The following is a 26012-nucleotide window of genomic DNA, read 5'->3' on the forward strand; positions in this document are numbered from 1 at the left end:
CCACTGCCAGAGAGCTCTTTGCACTGGTTGGAGTCAACCATTTTGGGTTTTCCTGCATTAATCTGGGCACTTATCTGGGGGTAAGTGGATCAGCGGTTTCGAAGATGATCTCCCGGAGTTGCAGGATCAAAGAACTGGAATTTCTAAAAGAGATGGTTTGCACGTAGGCTACGTTGTTCTGCTACATTAATAAAGGACGGTATTGGTTAATGCCCGTTCACCTCTATTGTTAAATCCTTCCATTTTTGACCTCTAACTGAATGACAACAAGGAATTGTTTGTGTTCATGCCTGAAGATTTTGGGATTTATTTGTGGAATTGGGAAAAAATGGATGGCGATGTCTCAGATTTGAGGTCTGATAATTCATCTGCGAGGTGAAACAATGAAATAGAGAGTCCTCGGGGCACCTCCGGGGTAAAATAAGGATCAAAGATAAAGTCTTTAATTCTCCTCTGAGGTAAAATAGAGATTTATCCTCGAACCAGAAACTCATCACTAAATCAATAATTCATCTCCGAGATAACCAAAAGAACCTCACCGTTCCAACCCCCCTATATTCAATCCATAAATCTCCTCTCTCAACCGATACTTTATTTTCCATTTAAACTTAAATACCCGATAATCCCGTCCACACAAAAGAATATGCTTCTCTTCCAATATTTGTATCTCAACCACACAAAATCGTATAATTCACCGTATGAATTTCTTTGAGGTTGAATGGACACCCGAAAAAATCGTACGCTTCTGGAATGCTTATGAAGATACACCTGGAATGCAAAATTGGCATTTCAGCAAACAACGGGGAGCAGCACTTCTTTCCTGGACTTCAAAAAAAGCTTCCATCTGTGCTCCTGTCCTCGACCTGGGCTGTGGATCTGGTCACCTCACTTCTTTATTGCTGGCCCGGGGGATTCAAACTTACGGGGCTGATGTATCAGATAATACCGAAAAGATAGTTATTGGACGATTCAAAGGTGATTACAACTTCCTGGGCTTCAAACAAATCGAAGCCGGAAAGCCATTGCCTTTTGAAAACAATTCCATTAAGACAATATTTCTCCTCGAAACTGTCGAACATCTGCTTCAGCCAGTTCTTGATAACCTGCTTCTTGAGTGCAGACGCATTCTGGCCTCAGGAGGATACATCATTGTCACGACCCCAAACCAGGAAAATCTTAAGGATTCTTTTGTCTTCTGCAGAAACTGTGGTGCTCAATTTCATTCTTTCCAGCATGTCCGTTCTTTAAACAGCAGCTCCCTTTGGGCTTTCCTTGAAAAGGCAGGATTTAAAAAAGTGATTTGCCGTTCTGCTGTACTGTTTCCAGACTGGAGCGTATGGCTGGTAGCACAAAAATGCAGAAGAGCATCCTGGATTCCCTGCCCGGAATGTGGTTACCATGTACCAAATACCTCGATATCCTCTGGTAACAGAATTAAATCTATAATAAGAGAACTTTACCATCTGGTATGCATCGCCAGCGCCTGACCACTCAGTTCCGGATTCACCTGCGAGGTGAAACAGTGATCAAAGGAAATCTCATTAATTCATCTCTGAGGTAACGTGAGAAGTCCTTAATTCATCTTGTATGTTTAAATTATGCAAAAAAATCATATTAAAGGTGAATTATTGTTCTATGTGAGATGTTCTTTAGATGTTCCAATCACAAAAAAAAGGCTCTCAATGCTAAAAAGTAAAAAAAGGGACAGACTAACTTTTTACTTTTTAGGTTTTTTTGTTTCAGTCCCAAACCAACGATCCGCCACGATACAAGTTCCCTGGTTCTGAGTCCTTATTTCATCTCCGGGGTAAAATTCCCGCAATACCACCACCCCTCAAATCGAACTAATTATTCATACAAAAGCATTTCAGGGCAAATTCTATTGCTTTGAGTTACCGTGTAATTTATTTTTCAAAACTGTTTTGCCCCTTTGGATAACGGGCTAGTAACTCAGTGGTAGAGTATCGCCCTTTTAAGGCGAGAGTCGAAGGTTCGAATCCTTCCTAGCTCATTTTCCCTTGCCTGCCGAATCCCCGCTTTTGAATACTGAGAGATAAATGAAAATAGAACCTTTTCAGAATCTATGGGCTTCCTATTCATTTCCCGGCATTTCTCAATGGCTCAGGGAAAAACCCCGTAATGCACTCTTCTCCGGATTGAACGGTTCCAGCGATGCTTTCCTGATAAGCGATCTCCTGGTCCGTTCCCAGCGTCCATTGCTGGTACTTGTTGACAGCAGCAAAAAAGCGGAAACTTTTACCGACGAATGTAAATCTTTCCTCGGCGATGATTCAGTCGCACTGTTTCCTTCCAGGGATGCCGTACCGTACAACATGAAATCACCTTTCGGCCCCACTGTTGAGGCACGGTTCGGTGTTCTTTCAAGCCTGCTGGATGGTGCAAGGAAAGTATATGTTGCTCCATATACCACCCTGATGCAGAAGATACTGCCAAGAAAAAACCTGTTCAACAAAATCATCCGCCTGCAGGTTGGAGATGAGATCTCTATTTCCACCCTTTCCGAATGGTTGGTTGACAATGGATTCCACCGGGAAAACCAGGTTGCTGATATTGGAACTTTCAGTATCAGGGGCGGCATTGTTGATATATATCCTCTGCTTGGTGAAAACCCGATCAGAATCGAGTTCTGGGGAGATACGATCGAAACGATCAGGGAGTTCAACGTTTTTACTCAGAAATCTGTCGAGTCAAAAAAATCGGTTCAGATTTTTCCCATGAAGGAGTTTTGTTTCAGTAACTCCCAGATAGAGGCCGCTCTGGAAAGGATGGCAGAGTATTGCAGGGTGTCTGACAATGAATCCATGGTAGTTCACAAGCTTGATCATCAGTGGAAAAGTGTGGGTGATCTGGAGGGAATCGAATGGTTTTTACACTGGTTTGAACAGCCTTGCTCTTCAATTCTCGATTATTTATCAAACGATACCATTATTGTCTGGAATGACATGGTACCTGTAGGGCGGCGCCTCGATGAATCACGTCAGAATTATGCCAGACACCTGGAGAGAGTCCCGGAAATCTTTTTACCTTTCATCTCCTCTCCGGATAAGCTTCTTCACAAGGATAATTCAATAACAGATGATCTGAATTGTTTTGATAATATCTTCATGGAAACACTTGATACCCCGGCAGATACCGTGAAATTCAAGGTTTCTGTCGATGAACAGCCTCAGCTTCCAAAGGAGATCGATTCCCTTGCCGCTGATCTGAGAACATACGACGAAAAAGGATTTCGTTGTATCCTGATCTGCCCGAATCTGGGTCATGCAGAAAGAATGCAGGAGTTGATTTCCGACTCTTGCCCCTTTGTTGAGTTTTCCACCGGATTTCTCCTCAGAGGATTTATCGATTTCCAGAACAAGTTTCTCCTTTATTCCGAGGCACAGATCTTCAACCGTGCGGTTAGGCCGGTTCACATTAAAAAACAGAAAGCCGGCATTCCTCTCGTCGGATTCGACTCTCTTTCTCCTCAAGACTATGTTGTTCATGAAGATCACGGAATAGCCAGATTTCTCGGAATCGAGCGCATCAAAACCGGTGAGAGCCAGAGTGATTGTATGGTTCTCATGTATGCGGATAATGCTAAAGTCTATGTACCAATAGAGGATTTCCATAAAGTTCAGAAATATGTCGGCAAAGACACGGTTGTCCCCTCACTGTCAAAAATTGGAACCTCTGCCTGGGAACGGCTGAAGACCCGCACACGTGAATCTTTAAAGGAAATGGCTCAGGAGCTGATTGACCTCTATGCTAAACGTCAGTTCCTTGAGGGGATAAAATTCCAGCCGGATAATCTCTGGCAGAAGGAATTCGAGGATACTTTCATCTATGAGGAAACTCCTGATCAGTTGCGGGCCATAAAGGAGTCAAAAGAGGACATGGAATCTTCCAGGCCAATGGACAGGCTTATCTGTGGTGATGTTGGTTTTGGAAAGACCGAAGTAGCCATGAGAGCGGCATTCAAGGCTGTGATGTCGGGATATCAGGTTGCAGTGCTTGCGCCAACCACTATACTGGCAGCTCAACACTATGCTACTTTCTGTGAACGGATGTCTAATTTTCCGGTCAAGATCGGAATGCTGAGCAGGTTTCTGAAACCCTCTGAACAAAAACCGGTTCTCCAGAAAGTGCATGATGGCGGGGTAGACATTGTTATCGGTACTCACAGGATTCTCTCTGAGGATGTTGCGTTCAAAAATCTTGGACTGCTCATTATCGATGAGGAGCAGCGGTTTGGAGTAAAACACAAAGAGAAGCTAAAGCAGCTAAGATATAAAGTCGATGTTCTTTCAATGACTGCGACTCCCATCCCCAGGACTTTACACATGTCCCTGATCGGGGCCAGAGATCTTTCAATAATTAATACTCCTCCACGCAACCGCCTTCCGATAGAAACCAGGGTTGCTGAGTACCATGACGAGCTCGTCAAGTCTGCTGTGGAAAACGAGCTTGAGCGAGGTGGTCAGGTTTATTTTGTCAATAACAGGATAAAAAATCTCGATGCTCTGCAGGATAAAATAGAGGCTCTTGTCCCCAGGGCAAGGATAATCTCGGCTCACGGTCAAATGGATGAGAAAGTGCTGGAGATGATCATGAAGGAGTTCATCGCCGGGCGCTTTGATGTCCTCCTGTCAACGGTTATCATCGAAAACGGACTCGACATCCCCAACGTTAATACAATAATTGTCAACCGGGCCGACACCCTGGGACTCTCGCAGCTCTACCAGCTAAGGGGCAGGGTAGGGCGCTCTTCTGAACAAGCCTATGCATATTTTCTCACTCCTCCCTTCAAACAGATCAGTGAAGACTCACTGAAACGGCTGCGTGCTCTGGAGCAGTACACCGATCTTGGGTCCGGGTTTCAGATTGCCATGCGGGATCTGGAGATCAGGGGTGCGGGTAATATTCTGGGAACTCGTCAGCATGGATTTATTGCTGCTGTCGGGTTTGAACTCTACTGCCGTCTCCTTCAGGATGCGGTAAAGGAGCTGAAAGGTGAAAAACCAGAGGTTAAAGCTCAGGAAGTAAAAATTGAAATACCATTGGAGGCCTATATTCCAACTGAATATATCTCTGATGGGCCTACTAGAATTGCTGTTTACCAGGAACTCTCCTCTATCTCCTCCTTCCAGGATCTTGCAGAGGTGGAAAAGGGCATTTGTGACCGTTTTGGCGCTTTGCCCGGAAGTGTGGATGCTTTGATGCTTATGATGAAAATCAAACTTCAGGCCCGCCAGCTTGGTTTATCCAGGGTCGCTATCAATAAAAACAACGAACTTATGCTGTCTTTTGAAGGTGATCAGGAACAGATCAGGGAAAATATCAAAAACGTTTTTCAATCCAGCGACAGGGAGTTCCAGGTTCAGTATGACACCCCTATCACTCTGCATACCCGCCTCAGTGCACAGCGAATATATGAACAGGCTATGGAATCTCTTGACATCCTCTGCCGTATTTCACAAAATGTCAGCAGAGAATGTCAGCCTCAGTAATAATTTCCTTAAATGGATTTCCGGAAATGCATCATGTATTTTTATCACAGGGTTTTCTGCCCTTCTTCGTATGGAAAACCATCCTGATATCAACATACCCGGATCACCAGAGCAGGAATGACAAAGATTAAAAAATATTACATATACCCGGCCGTAGTCCTTTGTACTCTCTCTTTCTGCGGGTGTCGGGAGAAGAACAATAGCCCGGTCCTGGCGCGTGTCGGAAATTCTGTGCTTACTGTCGATGACCTGTACAGAAGTATACCTCCTGAATACAGCGATCAGATTACAAGAGAACAGAATGTCAATTATGTCAAACAATGGATCGACACAGAATTGCTCTATAGAGAAGCGCTGAGATGTAAACTCGACAAAGATAAGGAAATCAAGGATCGCCTGGAAAAGATGAAAAAAGATCTTCTGGCTGCAGAAATGATTTCAAAAACCTCATCTCATTCATCCCGGATTGATCCTGATGATGTCAGGGCATTTTACGAACAAAACAAAAATGAAATGCTGCGTGAAAGTGATGTTGTCAAATATCTGGAAATCGTTGTTGACAGTCTGGAAACAGCCACATTTATCGCCCGTTCAGCATCAGAAAGTAACTTTTCTTCTCTCGCTGTACAGTATTCAAAAATTCCGTTTTCAGACTCGGGCGCCTATGTACCTCTCGAAGATTTACAGCCGGAATTACGAAAAGCCATAGAAACCAGAAAAGCTCCGCATATATCCGGGCCGATTAAATCCGAGCTTGGATATCATGTTATTCTGGTTCAGGAGAAGCTGGAAAAAGGGGAGATATGTACAGTCGAGGAAGCCTGGGAGGATATTGTCACCCTCCTTTCTTCAAAAGCTCAGAAAGAAAATATTGAAAAGCTGTTATCTGATTTACGCCTGAAAAATTCCGTCGAGTTTAATTTTGATCAGATCAGCGGTAATCCTTCCGAAAATTCCGTAATCAATGGTAAATAGGAGAATAAAGATGTCAAAAGCTTTCGTAGCAGGTTTGCTCTCATTAACTCTTTATGCTGTTCTCGCTGCCGAAACACGCTTGGATGGGATAGCGGCTGTTGTGGGAGATGAGGTGATCCTTCAGTCCGAAGTCGAGGCATACAGTCTGCTGCGTATTAGCAACCTCGGATTGAACAAAGATTCTGTTGATCTGGATTCTTACAGGAAAAAATTCCTTGATGAGCTTGTTGATGGAAAAGTGCTTCTGGTCCACGCCAAGAATGACAGCACTATTTCTGTTACCGATCAGGAAGTCGAAAATGCTGTCAATAATCACATCTCAATGCTGCTTAAGCAGAACAACCTCACCCTTGACAGTCTCGATGCTGTCCTGCGCAGAGAACAGAATATCACACTGGCAAAGTTTAAATCAGAGGCCAGAAAAGCTCTCCGGGAGCAGCTCCTCAAACAGAAAGTCCATCAGGCTTACCTTTATTCCATAAAGGTAAACAGAAAAGACGTGGAACAGTTTTACAATCAATACAAGGACAGTCTTCCTTCTGCTGGAGAGAGTGTTCTTCTGTCAAAAATCTCCATGAAAGTAAATCCCCGCGACTCCGTACGACAGGCCGCATTCACAAAAATCAAATCTATCAAGCAGCGGCTTGATAATGGTGCAGATTTCGCCGAAATGGCCAGACAGTTTTCGGAAAGTCCTGAGGGTGCTGACGGTGGAGATCTGGGTTTTATTAGTAAAGGCTCTCTCAACGAACTCACCTTCGAAGAAAAGGCCTTCTCTCTGGCTGCAGGCCAGATAAGTGAACCTTTCGAAACAAGGCTTGGTTTTCATATCCTGAATGTCCTTGGAAAAAGAGATCAGAAAGTCCATCTCAGGCAGATCTTCATTCGGGTCGCTCCTACTGAGCAGCAAATCCTTTCTGTTACTTCCAAACTCGATTCTATCCGCACCAGCTGCAAATCTTCTGAGCAGTTCATTGCTGCTGTAAAAAAATTCAGTGATGATCCCGCTTCCAAATCACAGAACGGAAAACTGGGATGGATGCCGTTATTGGAACTGCCTGCTGCCGTACGAACTGCTATCGACACTTCAGGGACGGGTTTTATTACCATGCCTGTCAAGGAGGATAACTCTTATGCCATTTACAGGGTTGATGATAGAGCAAGTAACAGAAAATTGACATTAGAACATGATTACCTGATCCTGGCCGAAAAAACCAGGGATATACTCGCCCAGAAAAAACTCATCAATCTTGTCTCCGAATGGAGAAAAAAAATCTTCGTGGACATTCGTATCTGATTGGTCTATTGGATGCAGAATACAAGAGGAACAGATGGGACACCTGCTTATCACGCTCTGGCACCGGTCTATGATCGAGTCATGAGCCATGTCGAATATGATGAGTGGCTGGAACTGATTAAAAGAATTATTAAAAAGTATCTCAAAAAGAAAAATCCGTCAATCTTTGAAGTTGGAGGGGGTACCGGCTCTCTTGGCAAAATGCTTATAAAAAATGGGTACAGATATTTGGGCTCTGATCTGAACCCGAATATGTGCAGAGAAGCCAGATTAAAAAATCTACCGTTTTTCTGTGCAGATTGCAGGGCTGTCCCACTTAAAAAAACCTTCGACCTTATTATCTTCCTCTATGATGGAATTAACTACCTCCAATCTATAGACGACTACAGAATTCTTTTCAACCTGGTTTACCAATCTCTTTCTCCTGGTGGATGTTTTCTTTTCGATATTACCACAGAAACAAACTCAATAAGGCACTTTTTCGAATATCTGGATTTTGAAGAATACGAAGATTATTCCCTGGTAAGGCACAGCTATTTCGAGCAAAACGAATCTCTTCAATTCAATGATTTTACCATTTTCAAAAAGGTCAGAAAAAATCCGCCTCTGTATGAAAAATTGTCAGAGCGTCATGTTCAAAAAATCCTGCCCCCCAGACTCATTGAGAAAAATATCCCCGAAAACCAGTTTAAAATCCTGGGAATCTGGGATGGTTTTACCGAACGGAAATACTCCATCAGGTCAGAAAGAATTCACTTCCTCTTGAAGAAAACGGGGTCATCATGATCCAGTTCTCACATGTAACAAAAAAATACGATGAGTACGAGGCTTTAAACGACGTTTCATTTTTTATCGACAAAGCTGAGTTCGTTTTTCTGACTGGTGCCAGCGGTGCCGGAAAAACTACACTTCTCAAGCACATTTACATGGAAGAACTGCCATCTTCCGGTCAGGTCTTCACCTGTAGCTTCGATTCTAAATATATCCGCAACAGGGATCTGCCTTATCTCAGAAGAAAACTGGGAATCGTGTTTCAGGATTTCAGACTTCTCAACGACAGAAACGTTTTCGAAAATGTAGCCTTCGCTTTGCGGGCAATCGGAAAAAGAGAGAGGGATATAAAAAGAAAAGTATTTGAAGTACTTGCTCTTACCGGTTTAAGTCATAAATGTTTTAATTATCCCAATCAACTCTCCGGCGGCGAGCAGCAACGGGTTTCTATCGCCAGGGCAATCGTAAACGATCCATGGGTTCTGCTTGCTGATGAGCCTACGGGTAATCTTGATGAAGCCGTATCTCAGGACATCTTTAAACTCCTTCAGACTATCAACAGTTGGGGAACTACCGTAATTATGGCTACCCACGATCTCCAACTCATCAAACCCTATCACTACCGCCAGCTCATTCTCTCAAGAGGGTCTCTGATAAAAGGCGGTGATGCATCCGTAAAACCAAAATTTTTTGGAGGAAATTTATGATTTTGATCACCGGATCCGCCGGATTCATCGGATTCAATCTCAGCAGAAGACTCTTGTCAGAGGGAAAAGAGATAATTGGTATCGACAACATTAACCAATACTATGATCCTGCTCTTAAAGAAGCAAGACTTTCAATCCTCCAAAAGTTTCCCAATTTCCACTTTCACAAACTTGATATCTGTGATTATTCCGGTTTAAAGGAGATCTTCAGTGAGTATAAACCTGATCTGATCTGTCATCTCGCTGCCCAGGCCGGAGTCCGTTACTCCCTCACTCATCCCTTTGCATATCAAAAATCCAACAATGAGGGATTTCTCAATATTCTGGAACTTTCAAGACATTTCACTGTTAAAAATTTCGTTTATGCTTCCTCCTCCTCTGTTTACGGAAAAAATACCAAGCTGCCTTTTTCCGAAACCGACCCTGTCGATCAACCCATCTCTCTTTATGCGGCAACAAAGCGCTCAAACGAACTCACTGCCTACTGCTACAGTCATCTTTACGGCATACCCTGTTCCGGTCTGCGCTTTTTCACCGTATACGGGCCCTGGGGACGGCCTGATATGGCTTTGTTTCTTTTCACTAAAGCCATCCTTGAAGAAAAACCGATTCAGATATTCAATAACGGAAAAATGATGCGAAATTTCACATATATAGATGACATTGTAGATGGGGTAATAAGGGTTCTTGATAACCCCAGACCCAATGAAATTTACAATATCGGAAACAGCAGAGCAGAAAACCTCCTTGACTTCATTGAACAAATTGAACTGCAATTGGGCAAAAAGGCCAAAAGAGAGTTTCTTCCAATGCAGCCGGGAGATGTCCCGGCAACTAAAGCAGATATACAGAAAATCAGGTCTCTGGGATATAAACCTAAAACCAACATCGATAAGGGAATCGCTGAGTTTATCAGATGGTACAGAGAATATTACAGGGTTTGATTTACACAACTTCTCGATTTTTCTTTGTAACTTGTTGTATTTTAATAAATAACCTGTAATTCATTTATCTCTCTATCCTGGTATTATTTTTGCGGCCTCTTTTCCGTTTGAAATCCGTCTGTTGATTTCACAGAAAATAAACCGTAAAATCAGGAGGATATGATGTATAAACCTGAAATTTGTGTCGTTGGATTAGGATATGTCGGTTTACCACTGGCAGTAGAATTATCAAAGTATTTTAATGTCTATGGCTTTGACATAAATAATTCCCGTATTGAGATACTTAAAAGCGGAACCGACCCCAATAAAGAAGTCTCCGATGAGGATTTGAGAAATTCGTCTATGCAGTTCTCCTCAGATCCTTCGGTTATAAGCAAAGCCGATTTCATTATCGTGGCTGTCCCTACACCTATTGATAAACACAAAAATCCTGATCTCACTCCGCTTTACCGTTCCTCTGAAACTGTCGGTACCAACCTTAAAAGAGGAGCAATTGTCGTTTACGAATCTACCGTATACCCCGGGGTTACCGAAGATGAATGTGTACCTGTTCTGGAAAAATTTTCCGGTATGAAATGGAAAAAAGATTTCTTTGTGGGGTACTCTCCTGAAAGAATCAATCCTGGTGATAAAAAACACACTTTTGCTACTATAACAAAGGTTGTCTCCGGGGATACTGCAGAGACACTGGAAAAAGTTGCTCACGTTTATGGCACAGCGGTAAAAGCCGGTATTCATCGCGCCAGAAGCATTAAAGTGGCAGAAGCAGCTAAAGTCATTGAAAATACCCAGCGCGATATTAACATTGCCCTGATGAATGAACTGAGAATAATTTTCGATAAAATGGGTATTTCCACTCATGATGTACTGAAAGCTGCTTCATCTAAATGGAATTTCCTTCCCTTTGAGCCCGGGCTGGTTGGCGGACACTGTATCGGCGTCGATCCTTATTATTTGGCTTTTAAAGCCGAGGAAATCGGCCACCACCCTCAGATTATTATGGCTGGACGACGAATCAATGATGCAATGGGTAGATACTTCGCCAGAGAACTTATAAAAAAGCTGATACATCAAAAACTTAACATAATGGGTGGTTATGTTCTTATTCTGGGTATGACATTCAAGGAAAATGTACCCGATATCCGAAACTCAAAAGTAATTGACATTGTTAATGAGCTGAAAGATTTCGGCCTTAACGTTGATGTTTGGGATCCTGTTGCCGACCCCTCAGAAGTTCATGAGGAATATGGAATTAATTTAAATCCGGATCCCTCTAAGCATTTCTATGAAGCTGTTATCCTGGCTGTAAAACATAATTTATTCATAAATCTGGGACCATCAGGTCTCCGGGCTTTTCTAATTGATAATGGAATCTTTTACGACATTAAAGAGGCAATTGGCTGATGTTTTCTCTTTTCCGTTCAAAGTTGTTTTTTCTTTTTGGCTGTTTCATTCTCTCACTTTCCGGAATCAGTGCACAACAGGTCGATCCTGCACTGATGAATCAAATTCAGCAGCAGCTTAAAAATCAGAGAGCACCCTCTGGTGATCAAAGTCGCATCATTCATGAGCTTTATGGACCGGGAGCTCTCTCTTCTCATTCTTTAAAAATTCCCGGTCTAGTTAATAGCTCCGATACTACCGATTCTTCCAACCTTGATTCATCTCTGTTAGGAAAACAGCAATTAGAAAACTACTCAATCTACGAAAAACTGCTCAGAGCTGAAGATATTAATCCCGACAGTATTATCTCTTCCTTGAAAATCTTTGGATATGATATATTCGAAAAATCCAAACCTTCTACTTTCGCACCTACCGATTTCGCATCTGTTCCTGCAGATTACCCTATCAACGTCAGTGATGAAATTATTGTCAATCTCTGGGGGAGAATTAATGAGGAATACCGCCTTAAAGTCGGCAGAGACGGAAAAATTGTAATTCCAAGAATCGGCCCTGTATCTGTGGTAGGTCTATCTTTTGGAGCAATGAAGAAAAACATTCAGGATAAAGTTGAGAAGATCGAGGGTGTCAGCGTATCTGTCTCAATGGGAGAACTCCGAACTATTGGGGTTTATATAGTAGGGGAAGTGATGTCTCCTGGTTTTTATACCATAAGCGCTCTATCAAATGTCACCAATGCCCTTTTTGCCGCCGGTGGTCCCACAAAGAACGGCTCATTGAGAAATGTTCAATTGAAACGTAATGGAAAACTTGTCTCAAAGATCGATTTCTATGAATTTCTGCTCTCAGGAAATGACAAAACCGGTCTGCGTTTACAATCCGGTGATGTCATCCTTGTACCGATTGTTAAAAATATGGCTGCTGTGGCAGGAAATGTAAGAAGAAGTGCTCTCTATGAACTAAGTGGAGAAACAACACTTGCTCAATTGGTCGAGCTGGCAGGAGGAATCACTCCCGCAGCCTGGAGCAATAAGCTTCAGGTCGAACGCTTTACGGAAAACCAGTATAAAACTGTTCTGGATATCGACTCTGTCGGAGAAAAGCTTCCTGACTTTTCTATTCTGGACGGCGATATTGTAAAAATCTTTCCCATTCTGCTAAAGGATAAAAACACTGTCTATCTCAACGGAAATGTACTCCGCCCCGGAAAATATGAGTTTAAAAACGGAATGCGAATCAGCGATCTTATCAAAGATTACAATTCATTATTGCCGGAAACCTATTTCGAATATGCCGTCGTGCTCCGCCAGGAAGAGCCCTCTTTTCTGAATAAAATTGTCGCTTTCAACCTCCAAAATGTCCTCGAAAATCCGGGTAGTAGTGATGACTTGCAGCTCATGGAACGTGATCAGATTGTAATCTATCATAAGGATTTTTTCGAACCTGATCGCTCCGTATATATCGATGGCGCTATAACCAATCCCGGAAAATATAAGCTGCTCAGTAATATGAACGTCCGTGACCTTATCCTTCAGGCAGGAGGACTAAAGGATGAAGCCAGTCCTCTGAAAGGCGAAATTTACAGACGCAATTTGAACTGGGGAGAACAAATCGATATTCAGAAATTCGATTTCTGTGTAGAATGTGCCATGAAAGATGATCCTCAACACAACATTGTCCTGCAACGAACCGATAGAATCTATATCAGAAATAAAACCGGATGGACCCCTGAAAGAAAAGTTACCCTCAGAGGCCAGATAGCCTATCCTGGAACTTACGTGCTTTTTGACGGTGAAACTCTTGGTGATCTTATCAAGCGTGCTGGTGGATTCAAGGATGATGCTTATTTAAGTGCTGCTGTTTTTACCAGAAAATCCGTTAAAGAAATGGAAATACGCCGTATGGAGGAATACGGCAGACAGATGGAAATGGATATACTCAAGCAATCAGCTACCCTTGCGGCTGATAACTCTACGGAGGCCTGGAATGTGCTCAATCGTCAAATGGTTCTGAAAAGAATGCTTGATAGTACATCTGCAATGGGAAGAGTGGTCGTTGATCTGCAAAATGAAAGCTCTTACTCCAATTTCGTTCTCGAGGATGGTGATGACCTCTTTGTCCCCAGAAATCTAAACACCGTTTCAGTCATTGGTGAGGTCTTTAACCCCGCAACCTTTAAATATGAGAATAAAGATTTTAAGGCATCTCACTATATCGAAATTGCAGGTGGGATGAATGATAACGCAGATAAAAACAATGTTTACATTATCAAAGCCAATGGAAGCGTTATAACTAACAAGATATCAAATGTTAAACACTACAGGTTGCAGCCAGGTGATGCGGTAGTAGTTCCTTATAAAATCAAATACTCAAATCCTCACAAGCGTTTTGTGGACACTGCCGATGCAGTTTTCAAAATCTCAACAATCTTAGCTACTTTAGCTACGCTTCTGCTGACAATTTCAAAGTTAAGAGACTAAGGTACAGATCCGGGCCTTTCCCTAATCTGTACCCTGCCCTGTACCTTAAAGATTTTCTATTCTTTGCTCGTATCAGTGCCGGCCTGACCCTCAGAATCCTGGCCCTCATCTTCAGACCCTGATTCTTCTTCCGGAACCTTGAAGCTGTCCTCTGCCTCTTCTTCCATTATTCCTTCGGGTATTGCCTCTGGAATGGATTCTGTTTGACCGCCCTCAGAATCATCATCTGTTTCACGGTCACAGAGCGCCACATCGATTACACTGTCATCCTCGTCAAGGCTGATCAATTTCACTCCCTGAGTGTTACGGCCAATTGTTGACACCTTATCAACATCTACACGGATTATAATTCCGTTCCTTGTTATCAGCATGAGGTCTGATCCATCTTTTACCCCTTTTAGCGCCACCACATTGCCGTTCTTCTCTGTAACCTTGATATTTATAATACCCGATCCGCCACGATTGGTTTTACGGTATTCAGAAACAGGTGTCCGTTTTCCATACCCATTTTCTGTTACTGTCAGCACATCATAGCTTTCATCCACAATTATCATCCCTACAACCTTATCTCCACCTCTAAGAGTAATACCTTTGACTCCACGGGTGTTTCGTCCCAGCTCCCTGGCCGCGCTTTCATGAAATCTCACCGCCTGTCCGGAACTGGTAGCAAGAATGATATCATCATTACCGGTCGTCAGTTTACATTCAATAACACGGTCACCTTCATCGAGGTTGATAGAGTTGATACCATCACGACGGACATTGGAGTAAGCCGACAAGGGTTGTTTATTGATTACCCCCTGCTCGGTAGCTGTAACAATGAAATGGTTGTTATCAAATTCCCGTACCGGCACAAAAGCCGCTATCTTCTCTTCTGGCTTGAGATCAATCAGGTTCACAATTGGTTTTCCCCGGGACTGACGGGCAGTTTCCGGGATCCTGTACACTTTCAACCAGTAGCATCTTCCTGTATTCGTAAAGAAAAGAATGTATGCGTGTGTCGAGGCGATAAACAGTGTATTGATGAAATCGTTTTCCTTGGAATCCATCCCCTTTACACCCTTGCCGCCTCGGCCCTGAGATCTGTATGTATTTACAGCTGTCCTCTTTATATACCCGTCATGTGTCATGGTGATCACCATGTCCTCTTCCGCAATCAGGTCCTCAATTTCCACATCGCCTGTTGCATCCACAATTTCGGTCCGACGAGGATCACCATAACGGGTTTTCAGATCTATTAACTCATCCTTTATTATCTGCATCCGCTGCTCTCTGCTTTCCAGAATAGCGGTTAATTTACTTATCAGTATAAGCAGCTCCTGGTACTCGGACTCGATTTTATCCCGCTCAAGGCCAGTGAGACGCTGCAGCTTCATATCAAGAATTGCCTTGGCCTGTATCTCACTCAGAGCAAAGCGATCCTGAAGCTTTATCTGCGCATCTTCCGGAGAACTCGATCCCTTGATCAATGCCACAATTTCGTCTATATGATCCAGGGCTATTCTGAGTCCTTCAAGAATATGTGCACGCTCTTGAGCTTTTTTAAGCTCGTAGCTTGTTCTCCTGACAACAATTTCATGACGATGATTTATGAAATGGCTGATCAGCTCTTTGAGATTCAGTAATCGCGGCTGCAGATCTACCAGTGCAAGATTGATTATTCCGAATGTTGTCTGCATCATGGTATATTTGTAAAGCTGATTGAGAACAACATCACCGAAATCATCTTTCTTTATGCCTATCACTATCCGCATTCCATTGCGGTCCGACTCATCCCGGATAAACGAAATCCCCTCTATTGTCTTCTGACGGACCAGGTCGGCAATCTTCTCCAGTAGTGATGCCTTATTCACCATGTATGGAATCTCTGTGATCACAATCTCTTCACGATCATTTTGCGTCTTTACAACTTCCGCCCTGGCTCTGATTATTACCTTGCCTTTACCGGTTCTGTATGCTTCCAGTATTCCGCTTCTGCCATAGATAATCCCTCCAGTAGGGAAGTCAGGACCTGGAATTATCTTGAACAGATCTTCTATTGAAATCGATTCATCATCCACAACCTTCACAATGGCATCAACAACTTCACTCAGGTTATGAGGAGCCATATTTGTTGCCATTCCAACAGCAATTCCGGTTGTACCATTTACAAGAAGGAATGGTAATTTAGAAGGCAGGACTGATGGTTCCTTAAGAGAATCATCGTAGTTGGGAACAAAGCCAACTGTCTCTTTTTCGAGATCTGCAAGCATCTCTTCAGCCAAAGCGGTCATTCTACACTCTGTATACCTCATTGCCGCAGGTGGATCTCCGTCTATCGATCCGAAATTACCCTGACCGTTCACCATCCGGTAGCGAAGAGAAAAATCCTGAGCCATTCTCACTAGAGAATCATATACAGCAGCATCACCGTGAGGATGATATTTACCGATTACATCTCCAACCACACGGGCACACTTCTTGGGAGGTTTGTTGTGATGAAGCCCCAGTTCCTGCATACCGAAAAGCACTCTTCTGTGTACCGGCTTCAATCCATCACGTACATCAGGAAGCGCACGTGATGTTATCATGCTCATTGAGTAGTCAAGATACGACTTCTGCATCTCGTCTTCAATAAAGACGGAACTTATTCTGTTACCTGCATCACTCATCGGAAATTACCTCTTTGTAAAGTCTTCATCTTCGAGCCAGCGGAGGTGGGGTATTGCACTGTGCGCGGTTGCATCGAAGCTAAGCGGTGTAATTGTAATATGATTGTTCATCAATGCCCGTGAATCGTAAGCATCGGAAACTTCTATGTCCTTTTTCTCTCCATAAATCATGAAACCCTCACCACTGTGATGGCTCTCAACTTCAACTCTCTCATACCTGTCATCAAAGAAAGCCATACTCTGCCAGGTAACAATCGTACCTTTTACTTCGGATACCTGACAGGGAGGGAAATTGATATTGTAAAAAACCTTGGCGTCCTCAGGCAAGGTCCTGTTTTCGGAGCTTATTACTCGTCTTATTATACTGGGAATCATATCTGCGTATTCCCTGGCACTTTCCTCACTTACTTTGCACAAGGAGAACGCGAAGCTGGGAATATTCCAGAAAGCCCCTTCACGGGCCGCAGCAACAGTTCCGGAATAAAATGCGGAAAGTCCGGAGTTTTCACCCATATTCAGACCGGCAACTACTACATCGGGACGCTGAGGAAGAAGATAACTTACTGCGAATTTCACACAGTCGGCAGGTGTCCCGGTTACCATGTACCCGCGCATCGGGTCAGATTCCATTTTTTCATAATGAAGAGGTGCATTAAACGTGAATGCGTGCCCAACTCCGCTGCGCTCTCTGTCTGGAGCCACAACTACTACGTTATACTCCTCCGACAAAACATCGAACAGAAGTCTTATTCCGAAGTTTGCATATCCGTCATCATTTGTCAATAATAATGTACGTTTTCCATTCATTATATATCCAGATTCTTAACTTTGGATGCGTTCTCTTCAATGAATCGACGTCTGGGTTCTACTTCCTCACCCATAAGCATGGTAAATATGCGGTCCGCTTCAACCACATCCTCCAGTTTTACCTGAAGAAGCTTTCTTGTTTCAGGATTCATTGTGGTGTCAGCAAGCTGCTCCGGGTTCATCTCTCCAAGACCTTTGTATCTTTGAATCACTACATTTTTCTTTTCTTTCCACTCAGCCAGAACCTGTTCTTTTTCCTCATCATTATACGCGTATATCTCATCCTTACCGGATTTGATTTTGTATAGAGGCGGCTGAGCGATATATACATTTCCATTCTCTATCAGACCTGGCATATGTCTGAAAAGAAATGTAAGAAGAAGTGTCCTTATATGCGATCCATCAACATCTGCATCGGTCATTATAATTATCTTGTTATAGCGGAGCTTGGATAAATTGAAACCATCCTCATCCTCACTGCTCCCAAATCCCGTGCCAAGAGCCTGTACAATTATCTGTATCTCATCGTGAGATATAACCTTATCCAGGCGCGCTTTTTCTACATTTAAAATTTTACCCTTCAGCGGTAGTATCGCTTGAAAAGACCTGTCACGACCCATTTTCGCGCTCCCGCCCGCACTGTCTCCCTCAACAATGAATATCTCACATCTGGACGGGTCCCGTTCCTGGCAATCAGCCAGCTTACCGGGTAATCCCCCTCCATCCATGATCGTTTTCCTGCGGGCCAACTGACGAGCCTTTCGGGCAGCCTCACGAGCTATCGCAGCATTTACACATTTATCAATAACTTTCCTGGCTATCTGCGGATTTTCTTCGAGAAATGTCCCCAGCATCTCACCTACAGATGCCTCAACTATACCCATGATATCAGAATTTCCCAGCTTACCTTTGGTCTGACCCTCAAACTGGGGGTTGGGAAGCTTAACGCTTATAACCGCGGTCAGTCCCTCCCTGAGATCCTCTCCCTTCAACTCAACCTTGTTGTTCTTGAGAAGATTATTGTTCGTTACATAGGTGTTTATGGCCCTGGTCAATCCTTTTTTAAATCCGGAAAGATGAGTTCCGCCATCAATGGTATTAATGTTATTTGCAAATGAAAAAATATTCTCGGTATAAGAATCATTGTACTGCATCGCAATCTCTATCTCTACACCACCCCTGACTTGAAAAAAGCAGATCGGATCCGGATGCAGTGTTGTCTTGTTTTCGTCAAGATAGGTTATAAATGACCCAAGACCTCCGGGATAACAAAACTCATGTTTCTTCCCTTCCGGACGTTCATCACTGAGAACAATACATACACCCTTGTTTAAAAAAGCAAGCTCTCTCAAACGCTTTGACAATATATCGTAGCTGTACTCCGTCGTTTCAAATATCTCATCGTCGGGCTTGAATGTCACTCTCGTTCCCTGACGATCGGTCGTCCCGACCACCTTTATCTCTTCCAATGGAATTCCACGATGAAACTCCATGAAATAAACCATGTTGTCTCTGTAAACTTCAACCTTCATCCATGATGATAACGCATTAACACAGGATACTCCTACACCGTGAAGCCCGCCAGATACCTTGTATGATGAATTGTCAAATTTCCCGCCCGCATGAAGAGTGGTCAGCACCAGTTGTAATGCAGACATTTTCTCCTCTGTATGGTAATCAATCGGTATTCCCCTGCCGTTATCCAGAACAGAAATTGAATTGTCTGCGTGAATAATCACCTCTATTCTGTTACAGTACCCTGCCAAAGCTTCATCTATGGAGTTATCTACAACCTCGTAGACCAGATGATGCAATCCCGTAGAACCGGTGCTCCCAATGTACATCGCAGGCCTCTTACGTACCGCATCAAGACCCTTAAGCGTCTTTATACTATCAGCAGTATACTTCTGTTCACTCATACTGGCTCCAAACCGTAATATTTATCTGAAAAATCTTTACCCGAATTTTATGTCTCTTATTGTGTCACACCCCGTAACTTTCTTTATCTGCTTCAATATCTCCCGCTTAAGAAATACAATCTCCTGCCTCCAGGGCGCAGTTGATACATTCACATATAAAATCCCGTCCTCAACACGGCTGCACTCAGTTACATTCGAAATCCTCTCTCCAACTATCTCTTTCCATCTCGATACCACTTCGTATTCTTTACAAATAGTATGATACCCGCGCTCAGAAAGAATGTTCTCGAGAATAGAACCCAGTTTCTCAGGATAATTCCAAGCCTTCATGACACCATGACTTTTCCTTCTGATACTATACACCTGAGAAAATCACTGCTTACCGGTACATTTATCCGGGGTGCCGCTATAAAAACCTGACCTCTCTTCTCCACAAGAGGAAAAACCATGGATGTGCGAATTGAATCCAGTTCAGATAAGGCGTCATCTATCAGAAAGATCATCCTCTCTTTTCGGAATTTCTCCACGCAATTGACTGAACTCAGCTTGAGAGCCAGCACAATTGACCGACATTGACCTTGTGATCCAAATTTTTTTGCGGGTTTATTTTCTATCAGGAAACATATGTCATCCCTGTGTGGACCTATCGTGGTAAAGCCGGTTTGGATGTCCTTCCTCCTGTGTTCAGAAAGCATATTATAAAATACATTTTTCCACTCGTTTTTACTAACAGAATCGCACTTAATACCAGGTTCGTAACACAATTCCGCTTTCTCCTGCTTTCCACTTATTTCCTCATAAAAACCGGAAAAATGACAGGATATTTCATTTATTATTTCTTTCCTTCTGATAAAAATCTCGGCACCCGTTTCCGCCATCTTCTCCTCGTATGTCTCACATTGTATTATGTCAATTTTTTCACCTAAAATCCGGTTCCTGCAGGATAACCAGTGACGGTACGAGATAAGAGCCCTGAGATATCCATTATCAACCTGACTTCCTGTTATATCAAGAAAACGCCGCCTGTGTTCCGGTGAACCGCTTATAAGCATCAGATCTTCAGACCCAAAAGAAACAATCGGCCTGTGCCCAAACCAGTCTGAAAAAGATTGCACTTGATTTCCATCTAACCTCATGATCAGATTTTTATCCCTGCTGAATCCCATGGAGGCAGTCCTGGCTCCTCCATCTGAATCAACAAAACTGCCTTCTATATACGAGTGCTCTGCATCAAAGGTAATCATATCCGATCTTTTTGCACCACGCTGAGAACGACCCGTACACAGCAGATAAATGGATTCCAGAAGATTGGTCTTCCCGGATCCGTTGATCCCCTCAAATATCGCTCCCGAGGTGGGAAATGATAGATTCGTCTCTCTGTGATTACGGAAATTGGATAACTGAAGGTACTGTAGATTCATTAATATTAATACGGCCAGAAATGGCTTTTGTTTACTAATTTATTGAAAGTTAATACTTTTGTCAAATCATTTAACAGGATCTATAACCTTCCAAGGTGTAACTGAAACATTGTTGTTTCTGTCGTATACCACCATTCTTACATAGCACTTCTCCTTATCCGGAAACCTGCCTGAAATGTCATTTCTATCCCAGTATAAGGTAGATGGTGGAAGATTTCCTCCTGAAAAAGTCTTTAATATCGTCCCCTCTTTCGAGGGAAGTGTGCTGAAAACCACTGTCCAGTTCTTTATCCCCGAACTCTCTCCCTTCTCTTGACAACTTATCTTTAAATAAACCCCTTTATTTTCTTTCTGTTCCTCACTGCTATAGATTTCCAGATCGATCACAGGAGGGGTCCTGTCATAAAAAAGTGTGGGATTGAAATAAACACTACCGTAAAAGCCCTTATCCCTGTTGCTTAAATCATAATGGGCTCCGGAAAATATTCCTGCTCCCATCTCTCCGATTTTTATTAATAAACCAAGTGATCCATTGACTTTCTCACGAATAATTCTGTCTTTATCACTGTAAACATCTATTCCCAGGGACATTTGAACAGGAAAAAAAGTCGAACCTTTTCCAGATAACGCTAATCTTCCCCCGTGAAATGGTACCTTTTCCTTCTCATCGAAAAAATTCATATAGTAAGCACAATCAAATCCCAGAAAATTCAAAAAAGGAAAAACACCACATGCAGATAATGAGACTTTTCTGTTAAACCTGGATAAGATCGAATCTGTTCCTATCAGGTTATTTCCTGTTAGAGATATAAACCTCCCTGATATATTGACCGCTGCACCGAAATCAACCGTTAATGAGGGATAATCAGGAAAAAAAGATACCGAATATGAGGATCCAAAGTGAAAAATCCTGTAACGATAAGAATAGGCACTGTATACCCTGTGCCTGGGGTCTGTTCCCTTAGCATACCCAAGAGAAAAAGAATTATCTTTAAACGATAAAATAGAAGCGCCCTTAAACCCAAATTCTTTTTCTAAAGTATTGTAATAAAATTGAACTCCAGAAGGATTCCCCTCCTGTGTGGAAAGCAAAGCAGGATTTGTAAAAATCAGATAGGGTAATCCGTAAAAATTGAACTCGGATTCAAATGGATTGCTGTACAAGGGAAGGACTGAAAAAATCAGGAATATTCCTGAAAAGGAAACCCTCACTGACATGAAATATTCCCTCATCCGGAATATACCGACTGATGGGTCTTTATGCTGTCCGGAAGAAATCTTGAGATGCTGATACCCATTCTATATCTGAATTATCTATGCTTTACACAAAATAATTCAGAGTTAACAAGATCTTTTTCACTATCCGGAAGCCCGGATTAACAATTTATAAAAATTTAATAATCTGTCATTACTAACTGATCATCCTTCATCCATTATCCTCAGAGGCATGATCAGAAAAAGATCATCACTTGTGTCTTTTTCATCTCCATCTTTCACAGGAAACATAAGGCAAGCACTTATCTGAGTATTCATCTCTATTCTTATTTTTGGAGATTTCATTATATCAAGAATCTCAGACATGTACTGCCCGTTAAACCCTATGGTATGGCTGTCATCACCATACTCCACAGGTATTATTTCCCTTGCCTCTCCGCCTATATCTTTATTTAATACTACAATCTCCAGGTTATCTTTTGTAAAAGTAAACTTTACAAGATGCGTCTTCTGGTTTGATAAAACAGATACTCTCCTTACTGCATTTTGAAGAACCGCTCTCTCAATTACCGCCTTTTTCGGATTTACCCTTGGTATTACCTTTGTATAATCCGGATAAGTACCTTCAATCAGTTTTGAACACAAAACCATCGATTGGGTGGAAAATAACACATATTTTTCACCTAAATTCACCTTTATCTTCTCATCAGGCGATTTTCCATCCATAATCTTTATCAGGCTGAGAAGGCTTTTTGGTGATATTATGCCTTTCATTGGATTTGGAACATTAAGAGGCACATTTAAAAAAGTACTACCCAGCCTGTGCCCGTCTGTTGCAACCATTCCAGTCTTGTCTGCCTCTATTTCCCAGAGAACTCCGCAAAGACAAGCCCTCGATTCATCTTTTGCAACAGCAAAGCTGCTCTTTGATATCATATCTTTGAGAACCTGTGCTGTAATCTCAAACTCATTTGATGATGCTATCTCCGGAAAACCCGGAAAATCTCTTGAGTCAGCTCCTGCTATCTTACAGGAAAAACCACTTTCACAATTTATTGAAAGAACATTTTCATCTATATCCAGTGATATATTGCCATCTGGAAGCTCTCTTACTATCTCAAAAGCTTTTCTGGCATTCACAGTCACATCAAAAGGCCCTTCTCCAGTCGCAGTACCCGCTACCTTTAATGAATGATCAAGATCAGTTGCTGATATTTCAAGATGAAAACCTGTATAGGTCAGTTTGAAATTTGAAAGAATCTGAAGAGAACTTTTTGCAGGGATAATTGGAAAAGCCTTCAGCATTAAATCATAAAGATCTTTTTTTTGAATTGAGATAGCCATAAAGACTCCCGAAAATTTTATTTATCTACACATTAAAATATCTAATAAAATATGAATTAATAAAAATAGTATAAGTATATAGAAGTGTTGATAAGTACTAGAAAATAAGTAACTCCTTGATTATACTGACAATTTAAATGTTGATTAAACATTTTTAAAAATAAAAAATATGACGATAACCCATTAATTGTTTAATTTATACATGTTATCCACAAAATAGAAACAGAATAAGTATCAACAATTCAAAGAGGATATTATGTATTCAATATCCCTGGCAATAGAAGGGTCTTTGTTTTTAAGTGCTTCTATTTGCTGAACAGCATGGATAACTGTACTGTGATCTCTGCCGCCGAAATTCAAGCCAATGGTCTTTAATGAATTGTTAGTAACCATTTTTGAGATATACATTGCCACCTGGCGACAATGAGCAACCTCTTTTCTTCTGTTTTTTTCCCTGATATTGTTCACAGGTACTTTATAATATTCAGCGACTTTATCTATTACCTTATCTATTGATAGTTTTGTCTGTTCTGGTTTGGTTGTTTCCTTTAATACGCTTTTAACAAGATCCAGAGTTATGTCAGATTTTGTTATTGAAGCATAAGCCAGAAGGCGAATCACTACACCTTCAAGTTCCCTTATATTAGAAGAGACATTCTCAGCAATATAATATAGAATGTCCTGTGGTATACTCAAATTGTCCTCTTCAGCCTTCTTTTTAAGAATAGCAACACGTGTCTCAAGATCTGGTGGTTGAATATCAACACTGAGTCCCCACTGAAAACGTGAAATAAGGCGATCCTGAAGTCCTTTTAGAGAAGAGGGAGGAAGATCTGAAGTCAGGACAATCTGCTTACCATTCTGGTAAAGAGTATTAAAAATGTAGAAAAACTCCTCCTGAGTGCTCTCTTTTCCTGCAAAAAACTGAACATCATCCATCAATAGAAGATCAGAAGAACGAAATTTTGCTGTAAATCTCTTTGTGTTGTTGTTCTTAATAGCATCGATGAAATTAAGATAAAACTCTTCTGAGGTAATGTAGGTAACAATAAGATCCGGAGAAGAATTTAAGACATAGTTTCCGATGGATTGGAGCAGATGGGTCTTTCCCAATCCAACACCTCCGTAAATGAGCAAAGGGTTAAACTTTGTTTTTCCAGGAGATTCGGATACCGCAAGAGCAGCACTTCTTGCAAACTGATTATTTGGACCAACTACAAATTTATCGAGCGTGAATCTTTTATTTAGTTGTGGATATGAACCAGAATCTTTTAATTCATGTTGAATATGAGAAGTTTGAACCTCATTATCGCGAAGAGGAGTGCTTTTTACTGAGAATGAGATATTTTTTATATCAGAGGAGATCTGACTTGCAGTTGAAAGAATAAGAGATTTATAATTTTGTTCTATAAAATCTGCTATATACTGATTTGGAGCAGAAAGGGAAATACAAAACGGATCATTACCATGATTCAGTGTTAATGGTCTAAACCAGGTTTCAAAACGGTTTGGATCTATAGAACGGGAAATTGTAGAGAGAACATCCTGCCATAATGTCGTATGCATGGTAGTAAAATTAATAAATGTGAAAAAAAAGAGAAGAAAGATTTTAATTAAGGCTAAATTGAAAAAGATTTGACAAAAATAGGTCACGAAAAGCATTTTTATAAAATTATTCTTAAAGGAGAAAGAAATGAAGAGGACATACCAGCCATCAAACAGAAAAAGAGCTAACAAACACGGTTTCCGATCAAGAATGGAAACAGCTAACGGAAGAAAAGTACTGAGTAGCAGAAGAAGTAAAGGAAGAAAAAGGCTGACAGTATCTGATTCCCTCTAAAAAAAAACAACACCTCTATGTTAGAAAAAAGAGGTGACCAATCAAGATATCTTTTCCGTAGAAAAGATAGAATAAGAAAAAAGAGCGAAATATCACGGATACTTCTTAACGGAAAGAGGTGGGAGTGTTCCGGATATTGTATCTATTATCAAAACAGAAAAGAAAAAAATGATAGGATAGCCATAATTGTATCAAAAAAAACAGGAAATGCGGTTGAAAGGAACAAAATAAAAAGAGTATTCAGAGAGTTATTCAGAAAAAAAATAAGAAAAAGCCCACCATTCTACGATGTCCTCATCCGGCCCCGTCCTGGAATAAAAAATAAAGAAAATAAAGAAATAGAAAAATGTCTTGAATTATGGCAAAATATATCAAAAAAATAGAAATAATCACATTGAGATACGGAAAAAGGTTTTTTAAAACACTGTTCTGTATACCTGATGGTTCTTGTAAATTCAGGCCTACCTGCTCTGAATATGCAGAGATGGCTCTACAAAATTACAATATTTTTAAAGCTGCTTTTTTAATTATCTGGAGATTGTGCCGCTGCAATCCATTAAGCAGAGGCGGATATGATCCAATAGAGGAGAGAAGGTAATTGAATAAGAATTCATTGATCGCTTTTATTCTGATTATGCTCGTGGTTATGTTTTTCACCAGTCCACAGTATAATAAGTTTTTTAATGAAGTAACAGGAAGAAAACCCGTTCCTACTGAAAAGGGAAAAAGC

21 protein-coding genes and 1 tRNA gene are annotated in these 26012 nt (G+C 41.6%); 14 read left to right on the forward strand and 8 right to left on the reverse strand.

Annotation, left to right across the window (positions count from 1 at the left end):
• The 11 genes from GX089_08825 to GX089_08875 form a co-directional block, all read left to right on the forward strand.
• Positions 1-167 (forward strand): hypothetical protein (locus tag GX089_08825; GenBank protein NLP02584.1); only part of this gene is annotated, 167 nt, incomplete at its 5' end.
• A 606-nt stretch (positions 168-773) separates the two neighbouring features.
• On the forward strand, positions 774-1487 hold the full coding sequence (locus tag GX089_08830) for a class I SAM-dependent methyltransferase (GenBank protein NLP02585.1): 714 nt from the start codon (positions 774-776) through the stop codon (positions 1485-1487).
• Between the two features lie 452 nt (positions 1488-1939).
• Positions 1940-2011, forward strand: a tRNA-Lys gene (locus GX089_08835).
• A 46-nt stretch (positions 2012-2057) separates the two neighbouring features.
• Positions 2058-5510, forward strand: coding sequence for a transcription-repair coupling factor (mfd, locus tag GX089_08840; protein ID NLP02586.1), 3453 nt, complete (start codon positions 2058-2060; stop codon positions 5508-5510).
• Between the two features lie 117 nt (positions 5511-5627).
• A complete protein-coding gene (locus GX089_08845) occupies positions 5628-6485 on the forward strand; it encodes a hypothetical protein (protein NLP02587.1) in 858 nt (285 codons plus the stop codon).
• A 10-nt stretch (positions 6486-6495) separates the two neighbouring features.
• Entirely contained in the window at positions 6496-7782 is a 1287-nt protein-coding gene (locus GX089_08850; GenBank protein ID NLP02588.1) for a hypothetical protein, read from the forward strand.
• A 12-nt stretch (positions 7783-7794) separates the two neighbouring features.
• A complete protein-coding gene (locus GX089_08855) occupies positions 7795-8568 on the forward strand; it encodes a class I SAM-dependent methyltransferase (protein NLP02589.1) in 774 nt (257 codons plus the stop codon).
• On the forward strand, positions 8565-9260 hold the full coding sequence (ftsE, locus tag GX089_08860; GenBank protein NLP02590.1) for a cell division ATP-binding protein FtsE: 696 nt from the start codon (positions 8565-8567) through the stop codon (positions 9258-9260). Before GX089_08855 ends, ftsE begins: the two co-directional genes overlap by 4 nt.
• A complete protein-coding gene (locus GX089_08865; protein NLP02591.1) occupies positions 9257-10204 on the forward strand; it encodes an NAD-dependent epimerase in 948 nt (315 codons plus the stop codon). The genes ftsE and GX089_08865 overlap by 4 nt, the downstream gene beginning before the upstream one ends.
• 159 nt (positions 10205-10363) lie before the next feature.
• Positions 10364-11608 carry a nucleotide sugar dehydrogenase gene (locus tag GX089_08870; protein ID NLP02592.1) on the forward strand — a complete coding sequence of 415 codons (1245 nt, stop codon included), beginning with the start codon at positions 10364-10366 and terminating at the stop codon, positions 11606-11608.
• Positions 11608-14085, forward strand: coding sequence for a hypothetical protein (locus GX089_08875; GenBank protein ID NLP02593.1), 2478 nt, complete (start codon positions 11608-11610; stop codon positions 14083-14085). The genes GX089_08870 and GX089_08875 overlap by 1 nt, the downstream gene beginning before the upstream one ends.
• 56 nt (positions 14086-14141) lie before the next feature.
• Here the strand turns inward: GX089_08875 and gyrA are convergent, their stop codons facing one another.
• From gyrA to dnaA, 8 genes are all read right to left on the reverse strand, one after another.
• Positions 14142-16736: a DNA gyrase subunit A gene (gene gyrA / locus GX089_08880; protein NLP02594.1), complete on the reverse strand. Its 2595-nt coding sequence runs from the start codon at positions 16734-16736 to the stop codon at positions 14142-14144.
• Positions 16737-16742: 6 nt separating this feature from the next.
• Positions 16743-17543, reverse strand: a complete 801-nt coding sequence (surE, locus tag GX089_08885; protein ID NLP02595.1) for a 5'/3'-nucleotidase SurE — start codon at positions 17541-17543, stop codon at positions 16743-16745.
• Complete coding sequence (gene gyrB, locus GX089_08890) at positions 17543-19462, reverse strand: DNA topoisomerase (ATP-hydrolyzing) subunit B (protein ID NLP02596.1); 1920 nt, start codon at positions 19460-19462, stop codon at positions 17543-17545. The genes surE and gyrB overlap by 1 nt, the downstream gene beginning before the upstream one ends.
• Positions 19463-19498: 36 nt before the next feature.
• Entirely contained in the window at positions 19499-19792 is a 294-nt protein-coding gene (locus tag GX089_08895) for a DUF721 domain-containing protein (protein ID NLP02597.1), read from the reverse strand.
• Complete coding sequence (recF, locus tag GX089_08900; protein NLP02598.1) at positions 19789-20883, reverse strand: DNA replication and repair protein RecF; 1095 nt, start codon at positions 20881-20883, stop codon at positions 19789-19791. The genes GX089_08895 and recF overlap by 4 nt, the downstream gene beginning before the upstream one ends.
• 66 nt (positions 20884-20949) lie before the next feature.
• Complete coding sequence (locus GX089_08905) at positions 20950-21597, reverse strand: hypothetical protein (GenBank protein ID NLP02599.1); 648 nt, start codon at positions 21595-21597, stop codon at positions 20950-20952.
• A 705-nt stretch (positions 21598-22302) separates the two neighbouring features.
• Positions 22303-23442: a DNA polymerase III subunit beta gene (gene dnaN, locus GX089_08910; GenBank protein NLP02600.1), complete on the reverse strand. Its 1140-nt coding sequence runs from the start codon at positions 23440-23442 to the stop codon at positions 22303-22305.
• Between the two features lie 234 nt (positions 23443-23676).
• Complete coding sequence (gene dnaA / locus GX089_08915) at positions 23677-25008, reverse strand: chromosomal replication initiator protein DnaA (GenBank protein ID NLP02601.1); 1332 nt, start codon at positions 25006-25008, stop codon at positions 23677-23679.
• Between the two features lie 127 nt (positions 25009-25135).
• Here dnaA and rpmH point away from each other — a divergent pair, with 127 nt between their 5' ends.
• From rpmH to yidD, 3 genes are read left to right on the forward strand one after another with little or no spacing between them, the layout of a single operon-like run.
• Positions 25136-25282: a 50S ribosomal protein L34 gene (gene rpmH, locus GX089_08920; GenBank protein ID NLP02602.1), complete on the forward strand. Its 147-nt coding sequence runs from the start codon at positions 25136-25138 to the stop codon at positions 25280-25282.
• Positions 25283-25299: 17 nt separating this feature from the next.
• Positions 25300-25665 (forward strand): ribonuclease P protein component, encoded by a 366-nt coding sequence (gene rnpA, locus GX089_08925; protein NLP02603.1) that lies wholly within the window; start codon positions 25300-25302, stop codon positions 25663-25665.
• Positions 25653-25880, forward strand: a complete 228-nt coding sequence (yidD, locus tag GX089_08930; GenBank protein ID NLP02604.1) for a membrane protein insertion efficiency factor YidD — start codon at positions 25653-25655, stop codon at positions 25878-25880. The genes rnpA and yidD overlap by 13 nt, the downstream gene beginning before the upstream one ends.
• Positions 25881-26012: the final 132 nt, after the last annotated feature.

It is taken from the genome of Fibrobacter sp. (genome assembly GCA_012523595.1).
Lineage (GTDB): Bacteria > Fibrobacterota > Chitinivibrionia > Chitinivibrionales > Chitinispirillaceae > JAAYIG01.